The 17120-nt window shown below is 66.9% G+C and carries 17 protein-coding genes; 5 read left to right on the top strand and 12 right to left on the bottom strand.

The window, feature by feature from the left end; translation table 11 throughout:
- Nucleotides 1-6 precede the first annotated feature (6 nt).
- The 4 genes from ACE191_RS02360 to ACE191_RS02345 all read left to right on the top strand — a co-directional run bounded on the left by ACE191_RS02360 (nt 7) and on the right by ACE191_RS02345 (nt 5770).
- Nucleotides 7-1413: a sugar MFS transporter gene (locus ACE191_RS02360; RefSeq protein ID WP_400190575.1), complete on the top strand. Its 1407-nt coding sequence runs from the start codon at nt 7-9 to the stop codon at nt 1411-1413.
- 18 nt (nt 1414-1431) lie between these two features.
- Nucleotides 1432-2154 carry a hypothetical protein gene (locus ACE191_RS02355; RefSeq protein WP_400190574.1) on the top strand — a complete coding sequence of 241 codons (723 nt, stop codon included), beginning with the start codon at nt 1432-1434 and terminating at the stop codon, nt 2152-2154.
- A 60-nt stretch (nt 2155-2214) separates the two neighbouring features.
- Nucleotides 2215-3249 (top strand): UDP-N-acetylmuramate dehydrogenase, encoded by a 1035-nt coding sequence (gene murB, locus ACE191_RS02350; protein ID WP_400190573.1) that lies wholly within the window; start codon nt 2215-2217, stop codon nt 3247-3249.
- A gap of 205 nt (nt 3250-3454) precedes the next feature.
- Complete coding sequence (locus ACE191_RS02345) at nt 3455-5770, top strand: phospholipase D-like domain-containing protein (RefSeq protein WP_400190572.1); 2316 nt, start codon at nt 3455-3457, stop codon at nt 5768-5770.
- Between the two features lie 77 nt (nt 5771-5847).
- Here the strand turns inward: ACE191_RS02345 and ACE191_RS02340 are convergent, their stop codons facing one another.
- The 9 genes from ACE191_RS02340 to ACE191_RS02300 all read right to left on the bottom strand — a co-directional run bounded on the left by ACE191_RS02340 (nt 5848) and on the right by ACE191_RS02300 (nt 14151).
- Nucleotides 5848-6321 carry a hypothetical protein gene (locus ACE191_RS02340; RefSeq protein WP_400190571.1) on the bottom strand — a complete coding sequence of 158 codons (474 nt, stop codon included), beginning with the start codon at nt 6319-6321 and terminating at the stop codon, nt 5848-5850.
- A gap of 13 nt (nt 6322-6334) precedes the next feature.
- Nucleotides 6335-7354 (bottom strand): 23S rRNA (adenine(1618)-N(6))-methyltransferase RlmF, encoded by a 1020-nt coding sequence (gene rlmF, locus ACE191_RS02335; RefSeq protein ID WP_400190570.1) that lies wholly within the window; start codon nt 7352-7354, stop codon nt 6335-6337.
- Between the two features lie 109 nt (nt 7355-7463).
- Nucleotides 7464-9884, bottom strand: a complete 2421-nt coding sequence (locus ACE191_RS02330; RefSeq protein WP_400190569.1) for an endonuclease MutS2 — start codon at nt 9882-9884, stop codon at nt 7464-7466.
- A 125-nt stretch (nt 9885-10009) separates the two neighbouring features.
- A complete protein-coding gene (locus ACE191_RS02325) occupies nt 10010-10684 on the bottom strand; it encodes a hypothetical protein (RefSeq protein ID WP_400190568.1) in 675 nt (224 codons plus the stop codon).
- Between the two features lie 242 nt (nt 10685-10926).
- Nucleotides 10927-11229: a hypothetical protein gene (locus tag ACE191_RS02320; RefSeq protein ID WP_400190567.1), complete on the bottom strand. Its 303-nt coding sequence runs from the start codon at nt 11227-11229 to the stop codon at nt 10927-10929.
- Nucleotides 11230-11277: 48 nt separating this feature from the next.
- Nucleotides 11278-11640, bottom strand: coding sequence for a hypothetical protein (locus tag ACE191_RS02315; RefSeq protein WP_400190566.1), 363 nt, complete (start codon nt 11638-11640; stop codon nt 11278-11280).
- Nucleotides 11641-11691: 51 nt separating this feature from the next.
- Nucleotides 11692-12324: a hypothetical protein gene (locus ACE191_RS02310; protein WP_400190565.1), complete on the bottom strand. Its 633-nt coding sequence runs from the start codon at nt 12322-12324 to the stop codon at nt 11692-11694.
- Between the two features lie 56 nt (nt 12325-12380).
- The gene (locus ACE191_RS02305; protein WP_400190564.1) at nt 12381-13139 is read right to left on the bottom strand and encodes a TIGR02757 family protein; all 759 of its coding nucleotides are present in this window, start codon (nt 13137-13139) and stop codon (nt 12381-12383) included.
- A gap of 70 nt (nt 13140-13209) precedes the next feature.
- Nucleotides 13210-14151 (bottom strand): LysM peptidoglycan-binding domain-containing protein, encoded by a 942-nt coding sequence (locus ACE191_RS02300; RefSeq protein WP_400190563.1) that lies wholly within the window; start codon nt 14149-14151, stop codon nt 13210-13212.
- 365 nt (nt 14152-14516) lie between these two features.
- On the opposite strand from ACE191_RS02300, the gene kdsB reads away from it, so the two are divergent.
- Nucleotides 14517-15263, top strand: coding sequence for a 3-deoxy-manno-octulosonate cytidylyltransferase (gene kdsB / locus ACE191_RS02295; protein ID WP_400190562.1), 747 nt, complete (start codon nt 14517-14519; stop codon nt 15261-15263).
- 12 nt (nt 15264-15275) lie between these two features.
- Here kdsB and ACE191_RS02290 read toward each other — a convergent pair whose 3' ends face one another.
- From ACE191_RS02290 to ACE191_RS02280, 3 genes are all read right to left on the bottom strand, one after another.
- Entirely contained in the window at nt 15276-15677 is a 402-nt protein-coding gene (locus ACE191_RS02290; protein WP_400190561.1) for a DUF1622 domain-containing protein, read from the bottom strand.
- Nucleotides 15678-15754: 77 nt separating this feature from the next.
- Nucleotides 15755-16102 carry a translation initiation factor gene (locus ACE191_RS02285; protein ID WP_400190560.1) on the bottom strand — a complete coding sequence of 116 codons (348 nt, stop codon included), beginning with the start codon at nt 16100-16102 and terminating at the stop codon, nt 15755-15757.
- An 87-nt stretch (nt 16103-16189) separates the two neighbouring features.
- Entirely contained in the window at nt 16190-17101 is a 912-nt protein-coding gene (locus ACE191_RS02280; RefSeq protein WP_400190559.1) for a diacylglycerol/lipid kinase family protein, read from the bottom strand.
- Nucleotides 17102-17120: the final 19 nt, after the last annotated feature.

Genomic DNA, 17120 nt, shown 5'->3' with positions numbered 1-17120 from the left:
CTGCCCATGGCCGCCCCGCTTCCTACTGCTTCCGCCCCCGCCAGCACCACTACCGCCGCCCGCAGCTACCTCGTGCCCATGGTGGCCATGACCTCGCTGTTCTTTTTGTTCGGCGCCGTCACCAACTTCAACGACGTGCTCATGCCCTACCTCAAGGACGTGTGCCAGCTCACAGATCTGCAGTCGTCGCTGGTGCAGTCGGCGTTTTTCGGGGCCTACTTTCTGATGTCGCTGCCGGCGGGGAGGGTGCTGGAAAAGCTGGGCTACCAACGCGGCATCGTGCTGGGCTTGCTGGTGATGGCGGCCGGGGCGTTGCTGTTCGTGCCGGCGGCCAACTCGCGCACTTTCGCCGTGTTTCTGCTGGGCTTGAGCGTACTGGGCGCGGGCGTTACGCTATTGCAGGTGGCAGCCAACCCCTACGTGTCGGTGCTCGGGCCGGCCAGCCGCGCCGCCAGCCGGGTGAGCATCGTGGGTGTGGCCAACAACTTCGGCGGCACCCTCTCGCCTTTGCTGGGCGGCATGCTGCTGTTCGGCGGCTCGGTGGCGCTGAAGGCCCGCCTGGCGGCCCTGCCCCTGGAGCAGCGCCTGGCCGAGGAAGCCACGCTGGTGAAAGCGCCCTACATCGGCTTGGCGGTGTTTCTGGCCGTGCTGGCCGGTGTGTTTTCCCTGTTGAAGCTGCCCGAAATCGAAGGCATTCAAGCCGATGAGGATGCCCAGGCCGCGACGCCCGCTCCGGCCGCGGGCCGCTCGTCGGCGCTCGACTTCCCCCACCTGAAGCTCGGCGTACTGGCCATCTTCCTGTACGTGGGCGTGGAAGTGGGCCTGGGCTCCTTCCTGATTCGCTACGGCGAGGCCCAGGGCATCGGCCAGCTCAGCGAGTTTACCCAGGCCCTGGTGCGGGGGCTGAACGTGGCCACCAACTTCCTGGCCGTGCTCTTCGGCCAGCCCCCGGCGCCCATCGACACCACCGCCGGCTTCACCAAAGCCGTGGGTGCGGTGCTGGTGGCCTCTTACTGGTTTGGCTCGCTGGTGGGCCGGGTAGTGGGCATTCCCCTGCTCAGCCGCATCAACGACCGGAAGGCCCTGGCGGCAGTCTGCGCCGCGGCCGTGGTATTCGTGCTGGCCTCCATTGCCGTGCGCGGCGAAGCGGCCCTGTGGCTCATCGTGCTTTGCGGGCTGATGAACTCCATTATGTGGCCGGTCATCTTCCCGCTGGCCATCAAAGGGCTGGGCGGCTTCACTAAGCAGGGCTCCTCGTACCTGATCATGGCCATCGTGGGCGGGGCCATCGTGCCGCTGCTCATGGGCTGGGTAGCCACCAACGGCGGCGGCCTGCGCGTGGCCTTCGTCATTCCGGCTTTGTGCTACGCCTACCTGCTGTACTACGCCCTGCGCGGCTACCGCGTGCGGTAAGCCGCCGGCATTTCGCCCATGATTTCTGCCAACGCCCAGCTCAGCGCCGCGGTTGAGGAGCTGTACCGGCAGTTCGCGACCAGCCTCCCGCAGGCGCCGCTGAATGCCTGCCCCTGCTGCATTTCGCCGGCCGAAAACGCCGTGCTGAGCGCGGTGCCGCTCCGCCAGCTGACGGCCGATCAATTGGCGCGCTACGCCTTTAAAGCCCTGACGACCTGGGGCGACGCGGCCGATTTCCGGCACTTCCTGCCCCGCATCCTGGAGCTGAAAGCCTCCGGCGAGCTGTTTACCGACTTCCCGGTGCTGCGCGGCAAGCTGGAGCAGGCGGGCTATTCGGCCTGGCCCGAGCCCGAGCAGGCGGCCGTGCGGGCGGTGCTGCTGGCCGGGCTGGGCCGGCAGTGGCAGCAGCACTCCATCGACCTGGCGGAGCTGGGGCCGGCGCTGGATTTGGTGGGCGGCATCGGGCCCGTGCTGGCGCAGTGGCAAGTGTCGGAGGAAGGAATGGTCTTCGAGAACCTGGCTTACCTGGCTGCGCACGAACTGTCCACCCTCAATGAGCACCGCGCCTCCTGGGTAGCCCAGGGTTTCACCCCGACGGTAGTGGCCGAGCTGAATCAGTGGTTTCGCCGGCAGGTACCGGTGCTGGAAGCCGGTTTTTTCCGCTGGGCTGACGAGCAGCCCGCCCTGGCCGAACTGGCTTCCTGGGGACATGACTACGTCAGCCGCCTGCCGGCCCGTTAGTCGCCGGTAGGCGGCCCTACGCCGCCCGCCGCTACCTTTGCCCGGCATTCCGTTTTCTCCATGGCCGCTCAGCTTCAGCACAACGTTTCGCTTCGTTCCCTCAACACCTTCGGCATCGACGCCCGGGCCCGGCTGTTTGCCGCCTTCAGCAGCGTGGATGAGCTGCGCGAGCTGCTGCGCCTGCCCGAGGTGCAGCAGGCCGAAAAGCTGGTGCTGGGCGGCGGCTCCAACGTGCTCTTCACCCGCGACTTCGACGGCGTGGTACTGCGCAATGAAATCCGCGGCCTCGAGGTGCTGGCCGACCCCGACGGGCAAACCGCCCGGCTGCGGGCCGGCGCGGGCGAGTCGTGGCACGGCGTGGTGGAATACGCCCTGAGCCAGGGCTTGTCGGGCATCGAGAACCTGTCGCTGATTCCGGGCACGGTGGGCGCGGCGCCGCTGCAGAACATCGGGGCCTACGGCGTGGAGCTCAAGGACGCCTTCGACCACCTCGAAGCAGTGGAAATCAGCACCGGCCAGCTGCGCGCGTTTTCGCACGAGGAGTGCGGCTTTGGCTACCGCGAGTCGGTGTTCAAGGGCGCGCTCAAAAACCAGTTTATCGTAACCGGCGTGGTGCTGCGCCTGCACCGCCAGCCCCGGCCCAACGTGTCGTACGGCGCCATTCGCACCACCCTGGAGGAAATGGGCATCACCGACGAGCCCACGCCCCAGCAGGTGAGCCAGGCCGTCATCAGCATTCGGCGCAGCAAGCTGCCCGACCCCCAGCAGATCGGCAACGCCGGCTCCTTTTTCAAGAACCCCGAGGTGTCGCAGCAGAAGTTCGACGAGCTGAAGGCCCGCTTTCCCGAGCTGCCCGGCTACCCCGTGCCCGGCGGCGTGAAGGTGCCCGCGGGCTGGCTCATCGAGCAATGCGGCTGGAAAGGCCACCGCGCCGGCGAAACCGGCCACTACGGCGTGCACGCCCAGCAGGCGCTGGTGCTGGTTAACCACGGCGGCGCCACCGGGGCCGAGGTGCGTGAGCTGGCCGAGCGCATCATTGCCTCGGTGCGCGAGCGGTTCGGCATCGAGCTGCATCCCGAAGTCAATATTCTGTAGCGCGGCGCGGGCGGCAACAATTTGCTAATCACCCGACTGGCGGCAATGTGGGGCAAAAGCCGGATATTTAATGCCGCCTTTGCCGCGGGCGCGTGTCCCTTGGTCTTTCGCTTGTTTTGGTCCTGGCCGGTTTTGCCTGGCCGGGTTTCTCCCCCGGCCGGCTCCGGCTCAGCCTCTCTTCTGCCCGATTTCCCATTTTCTCTGCATGAAGCATTCTACCCTTCTGGCGCTGCTTTGCGGCGCACTTTGCTCCCTGGCCCGGCCCGCGACGGCGCAAACGGCCATTACCATTGCCCAGGCCCGCGCCCAGGACCCCGGCTTCAACCTCTCGGGCGCCACGGTCACGGTGCGCGGCGTGGTCACCAACGGCGGTGAGCTGCGCGACATTCGCTACCTGCAGGACGCCACCGGCGGCATTGCGGCCTACTCGCCCGTGCAGGTGGCCGGCGTCAACCGCGGCGACAGTATCGAAGTGACCGGCACGCTCAAGAACTTCCGCGGCCTGCTCGAAATCGACCCGGTAACCTCGCTCACGGTGCTGGCCGGCAACCGGCCCCTGCCGGCGCCGGTGCCCTTCCCGGCCGCGGGCCTGACGGCCGCCTTTGCCGAGCAGTACGAGGGCCGGCTGGTGCGCCTCAACGGCATCACCTCCCTCACCACTACCACCGGCGCCCCAGTTACCGCCTTCGCCAGTACCCCCTACCGGATCAACGGCAGCCCCGCCATGCTGCTGTTCCCGAATGCCGGCTCCATCGGGCCCGACGGCCTGATCGGCAAGCCTGCGCCCTCGGGCCCCTTCGACGCGGTGGGCATCATGAGCCAGTTCACCAACGCGGCGCCCGGCACCGCCGGCTACCAGCTGCTGCCCCGCCTCTACTCCGACCTGGAGCAGGGCGGCACGCCCAACGTGCTGAGCACGCCCATGCCCACCGGTATCAGCACCACCGGCCTGATCATCAACTACACCACCCAGAACCCCGGCACCTCGCAGCTGCAGTACGGCACCTCGCCCGCCGGGCCCTTCACCAGCCTGGGCAGCAGCACCGGCCCGCAGAGCACCCAGCACGCCGTAGCCCTGAGCGGCCTCGCGCCCGCCACGGTGTACTACGTGCAGGCCATTTCTACCAACGCGGTGGGCCAGTCGCAGTCGCGCGTGGTACCCGTCATTACGGCTTCGCTTTCGTCGGGCCGCATGAAGGCCTACTTCACCAACCCGGTGAACACCACCCTGGCTTTGCCCGGCAACAACGCCGTGCACGCGCCCAACGGCTCGATTGCCGACACGCTGGCCCGCTACATCGGCCGCGCCCAGCAGACCCTCGACATTGCCATCTACAACTGGAACAGCGCCACCATCCTGAACGCGGTGAATGCCGCCCACGCCCGCGGCGTGCAGGTGCGCGTGATTTACGAGCAGGGCAACGCCAACGTGAGTGTGCCTTCGCTCAACCCCGCTATCCGCCGCGTGGGCCGCAACACCGTGCAGAACATCATGCACAACAAGTTCGTGGTGATTGACGTGAACAGCACCGACCCCAACCAGCCCTGGGTGTGGACCGGCTCGACCAACTGGACGCCCGCCCAGCTCAACCAGGACCGCAACAACGCCATTGCCGTGCAGGACCAGGCCCTGGCCCGCGTCTACACCATGGAGTTCAACGAGATGTGGGGCGGCGGCACCCAGGCCACGGCCGTGTTTGGCTCGCGCAAAACCGACAACACCCCGCACTACCTCAATATCGGCGGCAAGCTGGTGGAGTCGTGGTTCTCGCCCACCGACAACGTGAACAACCGCCTGATCGGCACCATTCAGTCGGCCAACAACGATTTGCACATTGCCACCATGCTCATCACCCTGAGCGAGCTGGGCACGGCCATCCGCAACCAAGTGCAGCAGCAGAATATTGCCGGCTGCTCGGAAGTGCTTGTGGACGACACCACCAGCTCCACCAGCTCGGGCCCCATCTTCCGCACCATCCGCCAGGCTCTGGGTAACCGCGCCATCGTCAACAACGTGTCGGGCATCATGCACCACAAGTACGTCATTGCCGACGCCGGTGCCGCGCAGTCGGACCCGCAGCTGTTCGTGGGCTCGCACAACTGGAGCCTGTCGGCCAACACCGAAAACGACGAGAACACCCTGATTGTGCACGACCCGCTCATCGTGAACCAGTACTACCAGGAGTTCTACCGCCGCATCACCGACCAGAACCGTCCCGGCGTGACGCCCTGCGCCCTGGTGCTGGCCAATAAGACCGCCCGCGTGCAGGAATCGAGCGTGCAGGTATACCCCAACCCCACCCGCGGCCAGTTTCAGCTGCGCGTGAATGCGGCCGCCGCGGCCCGCAGCGCCACCATCACCCTACGCGACGCCACCGGCCGCGTGGTGCTCACGCAAACCCAGCCGCTGGTAGCCGGCCAGGATCTGACGGTGGACGCTTCGCAGCTGAAAGCCGGCCTGTACCTGGTGCACATCACCACGCCCGAGGCCACGCAGGTGAGCCGCGTAGTGGTGGAGTAATTCCCTACGCAGGTTAGCGCGTAAAAAAGGCGGCTCCCAGATCGGGAGCCGCCTTTTTTAGTTTGCTCAGATGCTTCTTACGCCGTATCAGAACCCAGAGTCAGGCGCGCTGCCCAACGCTGCAGAGCCGGCGACGGGTAGCTGTGCAGCAGGGCAAAAGCCGTAACGCTCCACCCAGCCGCAGCCAACGGCAAGTTGGGCACCTGCCTGGGCAAGCCTTCGGCGGCCGTAACCGTTGTGGCATACAGTCCCGATAACCCCAGCAGCGCAATGCCCGCCAGCAGCAAAACCCGCTGCACGGCCGCGTGCCGCAGCCACCACCGGCGCACCGGCCCGCTCACGCGAATGGGCAAGCCGAAAAGCAGGCAGACCGCCACGGTGCCGCCCGAAAAAACCGCGCCCAGCAGCGGCTGAAACAGCGTAAAGCCAATCAGGCCGTCGATTCCGCCCTCGTAGTCAGCCCAGGCAAAGAGCAGGTAGACAAACCACATCACACCGAAGGTCAGCACCGATTGAGCGGCCAATACCAACGCCCGATAAAGCAGCGGCATAGCGGTAGCCGGGTTACGCGCCCTGCTCCTTGGCCGGCTCGGCAGTGGGTTGCTGCCAGCGGCGCTGGGCCCACTGCTGCTGCTGCTCGGGCGTCTGAAACGTCCAGGCCACGATGCGACTGGCTTTGTGGCCGTGGTTCATGGCAATGGTGCGCACCTCCAGGGCGCCGGCCTGCTGCAAAAAGTAGTAGATGCTGGGCAGGGTTTCTTTTTTGCTGATGAGCGAGGAAAACCACAGGCAGCGGGCAGCCAGCGGCACACTCTGCTCCACGTAGCGGCGCACGAAGCCTTCTTCACCGCCCTCGCACCACAGCTCGGTGTTCTTGCCGCCGAAGTTCAACGTCGGCTCGGGGGCTTTGGCGTAGCCCAGGTTGCGGTTTTTGCGGCGCGCGCTGTCGGCGGCTTCGGCGGCCGAGGCGTGGAAGGGCGGGTTGCACATGGTCAGGTCCACCTCCTCGCGGGGCTTGAGCACGCCCTCGAACACCAGCTCGGCGTTTTTCTGCTGGCGGCAGTCCACGCGGCCGGCCAGCGCGGGGTTCACGGCCGTCAGGTGCTTGGCCACGCGCAGGGCCGTGGGGTCGATTTCGGAGCCGATAAAGCGCCAGCCGTATTCCTGGGTGCCGATGATGGGGTACACGCAGTTGGCGCCCACACCCACGTCGAGCACCGTCACGCCGCGGTGGGGAATCACGCCCTGGTTGCTGGAGGCCAGCAGATCGGCGGCGTAGTGCAGGTAATCGGCGCGGCCGGGAATGGGCGGGCACAGGTAGCCGGCGGGAATATCCCAGGTGTCGACGTGGTAGAACTGCTTGAGCAAGGCCTGATTCAGGGCTTTTACCGCGGCCGGGTCGGTGAAGTCGATGGTGGAGTCGCCCGGCTCGGTGGGCGTCACGAAGGCCGCCAGGGCGGGGCTGGCCTGGGTGAGCTGGGCAAAATCGTAGCGGCCCTGGTGACGGTTGCGCGGGTGCAGGCCGGCGGGCGTGGCCGGGGCCGCCGGCTTGGCGAGCTTGTTCTTGGACTTGGGGTGCTTCATGGCGGGGAGGGTGCGCCGGCCGGCAAGGATAAATAGCCGGAGTGGCGAAAAAATCGGGGCCGGGCGAAGTGCCGCCCGGCCCCAACGAAGGTAATCAGGAATGCCGCGGCTATTTGAGCACGGCCACCGTCACGCCGTCGCCGCCGCGGTCGGCGTGCTCGTTGGCCACGCTGGCCACGCTGCGCTGCGAGTACAGGTAGTCGCGCACGATCTGGCGCAGCACGCCGTTGCCGCGGCCGTGCAGGAACTTGATTTCGGGCACGCCCAGCATCACTGCGTCGTCCACGTAGTTCATGATGCGCTGCAGGGCGTCCTCGGCCCGCTCGCCGCGCAGGTCCAGCGTGGTGCTGAAGCCGGCCATGCGGCCGGTCACGTCGAGGCCGGCGCCGCCGGTGCGGGCTTCGGCGAGCGGGGCCTTGCGGGCGGCTTCCTTTTCCCGCTCGCGGATTTCCGAGCGCGTGAGCTTTTCGAGCTGCGCTACCTTCACCAGAGTTTTCATACCCCCGAACAGCACCTCGGCGGTCTTGCCCTTCACGCTCACCAGCTCGCCGTGGCCCTCCTGCCCAATCAGCGCCACTTTGTCGCCGGGCTTGAGGGTGGCCGAGTCGGCCTGCTCGCGGTGGGCCTGGGCTTTGGGCCGCTCCTCCTTCAGCTCTTTCTGCACGAAGTCCTGGAGCTTCTCGCGGGCCTGCTTGGTTTGCTCTTTCTCGGCGCCGGCGGTGCGAATCTGCTGGATGGTGGCCTCGATCTGCTGATTGGTATCCTTGAGCAGCAGCTTGGCTTTCTGCTTGGCCTCGCGCAGCACCTCCTGCTTGGTTTCCTCGAGGTGATTTTTCAGGTCCTGGTACTCCTGGGCCGCCTTTTTCATGCGCCGCTCGTGCTTTTCGGCCTCGGCGTTGCGCTTCTCGAAGGTGGCCTTCTCGGCTTCCAGCTCTTCCAGCAGGCGGTCGTAGCGCACCTTCTCCTTGCCCACCAGCTGGGTGGCGCGGTCGACGATGGCCTTGGGCAGGCCAATTTTGCGGGCAATTTCCAGGGCGAACGACGAGCCGGGCTTGCCCGTTTCGAGGCGGTAGAGCGGCTGCAGGTGCTTGGGGTCGTAGCGCATGGCGCCGTTGACTAGCCCCGGGGTGCGCTCGGCCAGGTTTTTCAGGTTGGTGTAGTGGGTGGTGATGACGCCGTAGGCCCGCACGCGGTTCAGCTCGCTGAGCACGGCTTCGGCAATGGCGCCGCCCAGTGCCGGCTCGGTGCCGGTGCCAAACTCGTCGATGAGCACCAGGCTGCGCTTGCCGGCCAAGAGCAGAAACTGCTTCATGTGCGTCAGGTGCGAGGAGTAGGTGCTCAAATCATTTTCCAGGCTCTGCTCGTCGCCGATGTCCAGGAAGATGTCATCGAACACGCCGGCCTCGGAGTTTTCCTGCACCGGAATCAGCAGCCCGCACTGCAGCATGTACTGCACCAGGCCCACTGTCTTCATGGCCACCGACTTGCCGCCGGCGTTCGGACCCGAGATGATCAGAATGCGCTGCTCGGCGTTCAACTCTACGTCCAGGGGCACCACCTCGCGGCCCTGCTCCTTGAAGTTGAGGTACAGCAGCGGGTGGCGGGCCTGCTTCCAGCTGATGAGCGGGCGGCTGCCCAGCTTGGGCATCACGGCTTCCAGGTCGCGGGCCAGGCGGGCCTTGGCCCGGATGAAGTCGAGCAAGCCCAGGAACTGGTAGGCGCGGCGCAGATCCGGGATGTGGGGGCGCAGCTGGTCGGTGAGGGCCAGCAGGATGCGCACTAGCTCGCGGTGCCAGGCGTTTTCCAGGTCCTTGATGTCGTTGTTGAGCTCGAACACCGACTCGGGCTCGATGTACACTGTCTGGCCCGTGGCCGACTCGTCGTGAATCAGGCCCTTGACGCGGCGCTTGTGCTCGGCAATGACGGGCAGCACCAGGCGGCCGCCGCGGATGGTGGGCTCGGCTCCCTCGGGCGTCCAGCCCTCGGAGCGGGCCTTGCGCAGCACGTCGGCAATCTGGCGACGCAGAATGCCCTGGCGGCTGATCAGCTCCTGGCGCAGCTGCCGCAGCAAGGGTGAGGCGTCGTCGCGCACTTTGCCCTCGTCGTCCACCACCTTGTCCATGGCAGCCAGCAGGTTGCGGTCGGCCTGCACGCCCACGCCCAGCAGGCGTAGGGTCGGATACTGGCCCTCGGGTGCCTGGGTGAAAAAGGTCAGCGCCTCGCGGATGGTGCGCAAGGACATTTTCAGCTCGTGCACGGCGCCCACTTCCAGGTAGGCCCCGGGCAGCTGGGCGCGCAGCAGGTGCGGGCCGGCGTCGTAGTAGTACTGGCCGGGAAAGTCGGCGCCGGAGCTCAGCAGCTGGCGAAACTCGTCGGTCTGCAGCAGCAGCTTTTTCAGCTCGTCGGCGCGGGGCTGAAACGCCATCTTCTGCACGTAGTGGCGGCCCAGGGAGCTGAGGCACATCTCAGCCAGCCGCTCGCGCACCTGCTGAAAGCCTATTTTCTGCTCGAAAGTCTGCGGGTAAATCAAAAGGGGGTCGTAAGGAAGTAGTCAGTAATAAGACTCGGCCAAGGTTGCCAAGCCTCCTTCAACAGCCCGGCGGGCCGAAAGATTCAGGCAAAGCTATACGAAGCGAGCCGGGGAAAGGGAAAAAATCAGGGCGCGGCCGGGCGCCGGGCCCGCCAACGGGTAGCCAGCAAACCCAGGTAGCCGCCGTAGAGGCCCGCCACCTCCCAGCCCGACTGCCCCGGCCGCAGCCCGTGGATCAGCAGCCAGCCGGTCAGGGCCAGCAGCAGCAAAGTCAGCCCGGCCAGCAGCCCCACGATGGCGCGCCCTTCCCAGAAGGTAGGCTCGCGGGCCGGCGGCGGGGCCGCCCCGCGCAGCCGGCCGAGCAGGGTGGCGGTAAACTCCGCCAGGTTGTCCTGCCGCCAGTACTGCCCGCCGTGGCCGAAGCGGATGGTTTCGCCGCTCGGCAGCCGCAGCCGCACCACGTGGCCGCCGCCAGCCCACTCGTGCTGGTAGGAGCGCACCTCTCGCAGGTCGATTTGCCGGGGGCGCCGCCAGCGCCGGTCCCAGCCCCGCGGCACCAGGTACAGGTACTGCCGGTCGAAGGCGGCCTGCTCGCGGCGCAAACCCAGCTGCATACCCAGCCAGAACCCGCCCAAGGCGCCCGGCAGCATCAGCCCGATAAACAGCAGTACCTGCAGCGGCAGCCCGAGCCTTTGCAGCACAAACGGCAGTGCCGCCCCGGCCGAGGTACCCAGCAGCGCCCCCAGCAGCGTCCACAGCGGGTGGGGCGTGGTAATGCGGTAGCTGACGGGGGCACTCACGGCAGGGCGGCTGATGGGCGTAACCAAGATACGAAGCCGGGCGGGCCGCGCCGCCGCGGCCGGCGGCTCTGCCTGTCGGTAGACAGCACCCCTGAAAGGACCGCTGCTGTCTACCTCATTTGGTATACGACATTCAAGAAATGTTCAGGCTCGTATACCTAACTTGGTATACGAGCCTGAACATTTCTTGAATGTCGTATACCACGCCGGGCAAACGAGCCGGGGAATCTTCGGCGGCCTGGCTACCGGCCGGTGGCCGAATCGGCAGAATTGGCGGCATCGGTAGCGGCCCGGGAGTCCTGCCGCGCTGTCCACCAGAACGAGGCCAGGCTCACGTAGCCGAAGTAGCTAAGCAGCAGGTTGCCCCAGTTGGGGTCGTCGCTGGTCAGCACCTGCCAGGTCAGGGCCAGCTCTACGGCGGTTAGCGCCAGCATTAGGGCGGCGGCCACGGGCCCGGCCAGCCACGTTTTGGTGAGCTGCGCCCGGGGTTCGTCGGGATGCCGCTGCTGGTGATAGGCCAGAAACACCTGCAGCACCGCCAGCACTTCCCGCAGGTTGTCGCTGCGGCCCCAGAACGAGTTGTCGCCGAACTTCTAATCCTCCCTCGAGCGCAGCCGCAGCTGCAGGTCGTTGCCCTGCGCGGTGCCCGTCATCCGGTAGGCTGCCAGCTCGCCCCAGCTAATGTGCCAGGGCGGCTCCGGCCCACGCACCCGAGTCAGCACCAGCCCGTCGACCTGCAAACGCAGGCGGTAGGGCACGTTCAGCCAGTAGCGGAACGCCACGAAGAGCATCCCCAGCCAGGCCAGGGCCGCTGCTCCAGCCACGCCGCCCGGGTACAGCCGGGCGTGCATTCCCAAGCCAATGCCCAGCAGGCCGATTGCCCACAGCAGCAGGCTGGTTAGCTGCACCCGGTTGCGGTAACGGAGCACCGTAAACTCAATCGGCGTTGGCTCCATTATGCATGTATTCATTGACTACCACTGCTTGTTGACGCCCGCCAAGCACTGCTATTCGGCCGGGCCTGAACGGCGAGCCTGCCAGTATTTATACAGGAACACGCCGTAGTAACCGCTCAGCATCAGCAACGGCAACAGCCCACGCGGGGCTATTCCGCCAGTCAGCAGCAGCCCGAACGTGAAAAGCATAAAGGCGGAAAACAGCACCAGCACGAACGTAGCTATTGGGCGCTCAAAGAACGTGGCTTCGCGCCGTGGGGCTGGCAGGCCTGCGGCTGGCGGCTGGTCCATCCAAGCCACTGCCTCGAGCACAAACCGTTCGTAATCCAGGCCGCGGCACAGGGCCGTCATGAAGCGCAAACGCAGCGTGCGCCCCCCCGTCAGGTACAGGAGCAGCAACGGGTTGTGCATCTGCTCGTGGCGGTACGATAGGATTTGCACCCGCGCAATGCAGCGGGGGCGGCGGAAATACCGGGTCCATCCTTCTGGCTCAAGGTGCAGCTCCTCGTCCTGCCACCACGCCCGGTATTGCCAGGCGCCCAGCAAGCGGCCCACGCGCTGGTAGCCCACCCACACCAGCGCCACGAAGGCGGCCATGAACCCCCAATCGTGCAGGTCTGGCCAGGTCCGGCGCAGCCCAAACGCCGCCGTGGCGCCGGCCAGTGCCCCCAGCGCAATGCCCATTAAAGCCGGCACTACGCGGCTAACTTCCAGCCGATAAATTTCCGGTGCGTTCTGCTTTACCACTTCTCGTCGATGCCCAGCCCGAACAAAGCAAAGTCGTATTTGACCGGGTCCCGGGGGTCGAACTGCCGGAGCGCATCGGTCAGCTCGGTGGCGGCCTGCCAGTCGGGTTGCTTGCGGGTGAGCAAGCCCAGGCGCCGGGCCACGCGCTCCACGTGCACGTCGAGTGGACAGATCAAATCGGCGGGCGAGAGGCGCGTCCAGAGGCCGAAGTCGACGCCCTGCGGGTCGCGGCGCACCATCCAGCGCAGGTACATGTTCACGCGCTTGCAGGCCGAGTTGCGCGCCGGCGTGGCCACGTGCTTGCGGGTGCGCCCGGGGGCGTCGGGCAAGCTGAAAAACAGGTTGTGGAAGTTGATCAGCCGCTCGCGCTGATTGCTGCCCTGCAGAAAGGCGTCTTCCAGCGAGTCGTGCTGCTGGTAGTACCAGCGCAGCCAGTGCACGAAGTACAGCAGGTCGGTGTCGCAGAAGGTGCGGTGGCAAAAGCGCTCCAGGCGGCGCAGGTCGTCGTCCTGGTGACCCACTATAAAGGCGTGGGGCGCATCGTCCATGCGCCGGAGCAGCTCCGTGACTTTGTTGAGAATGATGCTGCGCTTGCCCCAGGCCAGCAGGGCCGCAAACAGCCCGCTGATTTCAACGTCGGCCCGCGCGGAAAAGCGGTGCGGCAGGCTGATGGGGTCGGGCGCGATGAAGGCGGGCTGGTCGTAGCGGGCGTAGCGGTCCTCGAGCAGGGCGTGAATCTGGGCGGTGGTCATGGGCAAAGCCGGCAGCAGAAAGCCCGACCAGGGCCGGGCTTTCAGTTAAAATAACGGTAAGCAGCCGGGATTAGTCGGCCAGGTAGGAGGTTTCCACGCGGAAGCGCTGGTCGGGGGTGCCCAGTTTGGCCACGGCCATCTTGGAGAGGCGGATGAGGATGCTGGCGTTGTCGCCGGTGTCGGGCAGCTTGCCGATGACGCGCACGTACACCACCACCCCGTTCATGATGTTGCGCACCATCATGATGGTACCGATGGGCGCGGTTTTGTGCAGGGCCAGGTACTTGGTGGAGTTGCCGCCCTCAATGATGGCCGCCAGGCCGCTTTCGGTAACCTTGCGCACCACCTCGCTGGCGCGGGCGGGCTCTTTTTCGGCTTCCTCGGGGGCGGTGGTGGGGGTGGTTACGGGCCGCTCCTCGGCCGGCTCGCGGGACTTTTCGGGGGCTTTGGCGGCGTCCTTGTCGGGGGTCTCGTCGCGCTCGGGCCGGGCCGTGGGCGGCGCTTTCGGCGCCGCGGGCTCGGCGGCGGGCCGCGCCGCGCCGCTGCTGGCTACGATGATGAGCGTCTGGCCCGAGCGCACGGCGCCGCCGGGCAGGTTGTTGAGGCGCTGCAGCTCGGCGGGCGTGGTGCTGAACTTGCGGGCAATGGCAAACAGGGTCTGGCCGGCCTGCACCTGGTACACGCGGTTGCCGCGCTCATCGGTGGGCAGAGCGCGGGCGGCCGCCGAGGGAGCGGGGCTGCCGGACGCGGGCGCGGGGGTGGCGGCTTTGGCTCCGGCGGCGGGCAATACGGCGCGCTGGCGGGGCACCAGGATTTCCTGGCCCGAAACCAGAGCGCCCTTCACCGTGGGGTTGGCTTCCATGAGCTGCTCCACGCTCACGCGGTAGCGCCGCGCAATGCCGTAGAGCGTTTCGCCGGGAGCCACGCGGTGCCGCACCAGGGTTTTGTTTTGCCGGTACACCACCCCCACCGAGTCGGGCGGCGCGGGCCGGGCCGCGGCGGCAAGGGGCAAAACGAAAAAGGATAAAGCGAGGAGTCGGTGAGAAAGACGGGTCATACGGAAGGTTCGTACGGCGCGGGGAATAGCGGCCGAAAAGGCGGCTGGTACCAGCTACGGCGCCCGGAAACGGGCGCCCGCACTGCCGAAAGATACAGAAATCCGCTGGCCGGCTAGTTTCGTGCCAACCTTACCGGTCCCGGCCCGGGCCTGTCTAAACGATTGATTTCAGCCCCCTGGGCAGGCCGCCGCGAAGCCCCGCCCTACCCTTCCCACATAGATGATATCGAGGATAAGGCACCGCTGATAAATGTTAAATGATCAATGTCCCCTGACGGCCCGGGCTTACCTTGCCGGCTCAAACCAGCCTCTTCCCTCCCATGCTCAGCATCGGCATCATTCCCGCCCGTTTCGCCTCCACCCGCCTGCCCGGCAAGCCCCTGGTCAATTTGGGCGGGCAGAGCATGATTCAGCGCGTGGTGGCGCAGGCCCGCCAGGCCCGCCTGAGCCGCGTGGTGGTGGCCACCGACGATGAGCGCATCCGCCGGCACGTGCTGGACTTTGGCGGCGAGGCCGTGCTCACCCACCCCGACCACCCCAGCGGCACCGACCGCGTGTGGGAAGCCTACCAGCAGCTGGGCGCGGCGGCCGACTGCGTGGTCAACATCCAGGGCGACGAGCCCTTCATTCAGCCCGCGCAGATCAACGCCCTGCTCGAGTTGTTTGCCGACGAAACCACCCAGATTGCCACGCTGGTGAAGCCGGTGGTGAGTCAGGAAGAGCTGCTGAGCCCCCACCTGCCCAAGGTGGTGCTGGGCGCCGACGGGCTGGCGCTGTACTTCAGCCGCCACCCCATTCCCTACCTGCGCCAGTACGAGCCGCAGCACTGGCTGGCGCACCACCGCTACCTGCGCCACATCGGCCTCTACGCCTACCGCCCCGCCGTGCTGCGGCAGCTTACCACTCTGGCCCCGGCCCCGCTGGAGCTGGCCGAGTCGCTGGAGCAGCTGCGCTGGCTGAGTCACGGCTTCGGCATCCGCACCGCCGAAACCACGCTGGAAACCATCGGCATCGATACGCCCGAGGACGTGGCGCGGGCCCTGCGTTACCTGCGCGCGGGGCAGTAGCTTATCAGCGGGCTATTCCGGACCAAGCGGCGGGCCGGCGGCCTTGGCGGCCACGGTTTCTTCGGCCACCGAGACCTGTTCCTCGCGCATTTCCCGGGCTAGGAAGAAGTTGAGCACGGTGCGGATGACGGCAATGGCGCCGAGCTGCCCGATTTGCTCCCAGCTGGGGGCAATGGCGGTGGAGAGAATGTCGGCGCCAAGCTGAAACTCCAGGGCCAGGGCCAGGTAGCGGGCCAGCGAGAGGCGCACGGCCGTGAAGTTGGCCGGGCGGCGGCACAGCAGCATGGGCAGCAGCTGCCCCAGCGCCATACATACGCCCACGCCGATAATGAGCGCCCCCACGGCCTCTACCCCCAGCTTCAGCCACTGGGCTAGCTGACCAACTACGCTTTCGGCAAGCTCGAACTGACGCATACGGGCGAAAAAAGGGCCGCTACGGCGCGGCGCGGGCCTCTATACGAAGTCCCCGGCGGGAAGCTGCGCCGCAGGACTTAGCCGCCCGCTTTTTTGGCCTTGTAGCCCAGCCTGAGCAGCTCGGCCAGCACCTTGTCGCGCACGTCACCCTGAATCAGGATTTCGGCGTCCTTAGCGCTGCCGCCCACGCCGCACTTGTTTTTCAGGGTTTTACCGAGAGTCTGCAGGTCGTCGTCGGTGCCCACGAAGCCGGTTATCAGGGTTACCTGCTTGCCGCCGCGCTGTTTGCGGTCGAGCTGCACGCGCAGCTGCTGCTGCTGGGGCGGCAGCGTGGCGGCCTCGCCGGGCTCGTCGTTGGTCTGGTAGCCGAAGTCGGGGTTGGTCGAGTACACCACGCCCAGGCGGTTGCTGTTCTTTTTGCTCATGGCGAAAGGCTGAAATAGCGGACGAAGAGAATAACGGGCCGGGTAACTAATGAACGTCGCGTCCGCCGGCAAGTACACGGGGCACCATTAAACGGCCTGGTTTTCGAACCCCGCGCCCACCACCACCGGCAGCCCCAGCGGCTGGAGGGTGGCAGTGAAGTCGGTGGCCTCGCCGGCAAAGTCGCCGTCGAGGTGGAAGCCCAGGGGCCGCTCGGTGCGCACCCGCACGGTTTGGGCGCTGTGGTAGGTGGCGGCGCCCGAGGTGGGCAGGTCGCCAACGGCCAGCCCGTAGGCCACGCGCAGGGCCCGGCTCAGCGGCAGGCGGTCGATGAGGCAGAGGTCGAGCAGCCCGTCGCGGATGTCGGCCAGCGGGGCGATGTAGGCGTTGTTGCCGTACTGAGCGGCGTTGGCGAAGGCCAGCACGTAGCAGTCGGTGCCGATGCGCTGTCCGTTCAGCTCGATTTCCACCGGGCAGGACTGGTAGCGCTGGTACTCGCGCAGGGCCACGCGCACGTAGGTGCTCAGCCCGCGGGTGCCGGCCTGGGCAAAGCAGCGGCTCACGTGGGCGTCGAAGCCCAGGCCCGCGGTGCAGAAAAATGGCCGCCCGTTGAGGCGCCCCACGTCGATGGGCAACACCCGCGGCTGGCGCAGCAAGGCCACGGCCGCCGCCGGCTCAAGCGGAATGCCCAGGTGCCGGGCCAGGCCGTTGCCCGAGCCCCGGGGCAGCACGGCCAGGGCGCTGCCCGTGCCCAGCAAACCGCGGCCCACCTCGTTCACGGTACCGTCGCCGCCCACCGCCACCACCACGCCGAAACCCTGCCGGGCGGCCTCGCGGGCCAGCTCTTCGGCGTGGCCGGCGTATTGGGTGGGGCGCACCTCGTAGTGCAGGCCGTAGCTTTTGCCCAGCACCCTATGCAGCAAGGCCGGCAGATCGAAGCGCCGGTTGGTGCCCGAAATGGGGTTGAAGACGAAGCACAGGCGGGACAGGTCGGGCGTCATAAGGCAGCAAGGTAGCAGC

Origin of the sequence: Hymenobacter sp. B81 (genome assembly GCF_044628455.1) — a bacterium.
Taxonomy (GTDB): Bacteria; Bacteroidota; Bacteroidia; order Cytophagales; family Hymenobacteraceae; genus Solirubrum.
The sequence above is the reverse complement of the archived record's forward strand: the minus strand, read 5'-3'. Positions and strand labels throughout refer to the sequence as shown.

What these genes read in the sequence shown, in the direction of transcription:
- ACE191_RS02360 (WP_400190575.1), top strand. Translation starts at nt 7, where the DNA reads ATGGCCGCCCCGCTTCCTACTGCTTCCGCCCCCGCCAGCACCACTACC.
- ACE191_RS02355 (WP_400190574.1), top strand. Translation starts at nt 1,432, where the DNA reads ATGATTTCTGCCAACGCCCAGCTCAGCGCCGCGGTTGAGGAGCTGTAC.
- murB (WP_400190573.1), top strand. Translation starts at nt 2,215, where the DNA reads ATGGCCGCTCAGCTTCAGCACAACGTTTCGCTTCGTTCCCTCAACACC.
- ACE191_RS02345 (WP_400190572.1), top strand. Translation starts at nt 3,455, where the DNA reads ATGAAGCATTCTACCCTTCTGGCGCTGCTTTGCGGCGCACTTTGCTCC.
- ACE191_RS02340 (WP_400190571.1), bottom strand. Translation starts at nt 6,321, where the DNA reads ATGCCGCTGCTTTATCGGGCGTTGGTATTGGCCGCTCAATCGGTGCTG.
- rlmF (WP_400190570.1), bottom strand. Translation starts at nt 7,354, where the DNA reads ATGAAGCACCCCAAGTCCAAGAACAAGCTCGCCAAGCCGGCGGCCCCG.
- ACE191_RS02315 (WP_400190566.1), bottom strand. Translation starts at nt 11,640, where the DNA reads ATGGAGCCAACGCCGATTGAGTTTACGGTGCTCCGTTACCGCAACCGG.
- ACE191_RS02310 (WP_400190565.1), bottom strand. Translation starts at nt 12,324, where the DNA reads ATGGGCATTGCGCTGGGGGCACTGGCCGGCGCCACGGCGGCGTTTGGG.
- ACE191_RS02305 (WP_400190564.1), bottom strand. Translation starts at nt 13,139, where the DNA reads ATGACCACCGCCCAGATTCACGCCCTGCTCGAGGACCGCTACGCCCGC.
- kdsB (WP_400190562.1), top strand. Translation starts at nt 14,517, where the DNA reads ATGCTCAGCATCGGCATCATTCCCGCCCGTTTCGCCTCCACCCGCCTG.
- ACE191_RS02290 (WP_400190561.1), bottom strand. Translation starts at nt 15,677, where the DNA reads ATGCGTCAGTTCGAGCTTGCCGAAAGCGTAGTTGGTCAGCTAGCCCAG.
- ACE191_RS02285 (WP_400190560.1), bottom strand. Translation starts at nt 16,102, where the DNA reads ATGAGCAAAAAGAACAGCAACCGCCTGGGCGTGGTGTACTCGACCAAC.
- ACE191_RS02280 (WP_400190559.1), bottom strand. Translation starts at nt 17,101, where the DNA reads ATGACGCCCGACCTGTCCCGCCTGTGCTTCGTCTTCAACCCCATTTCG.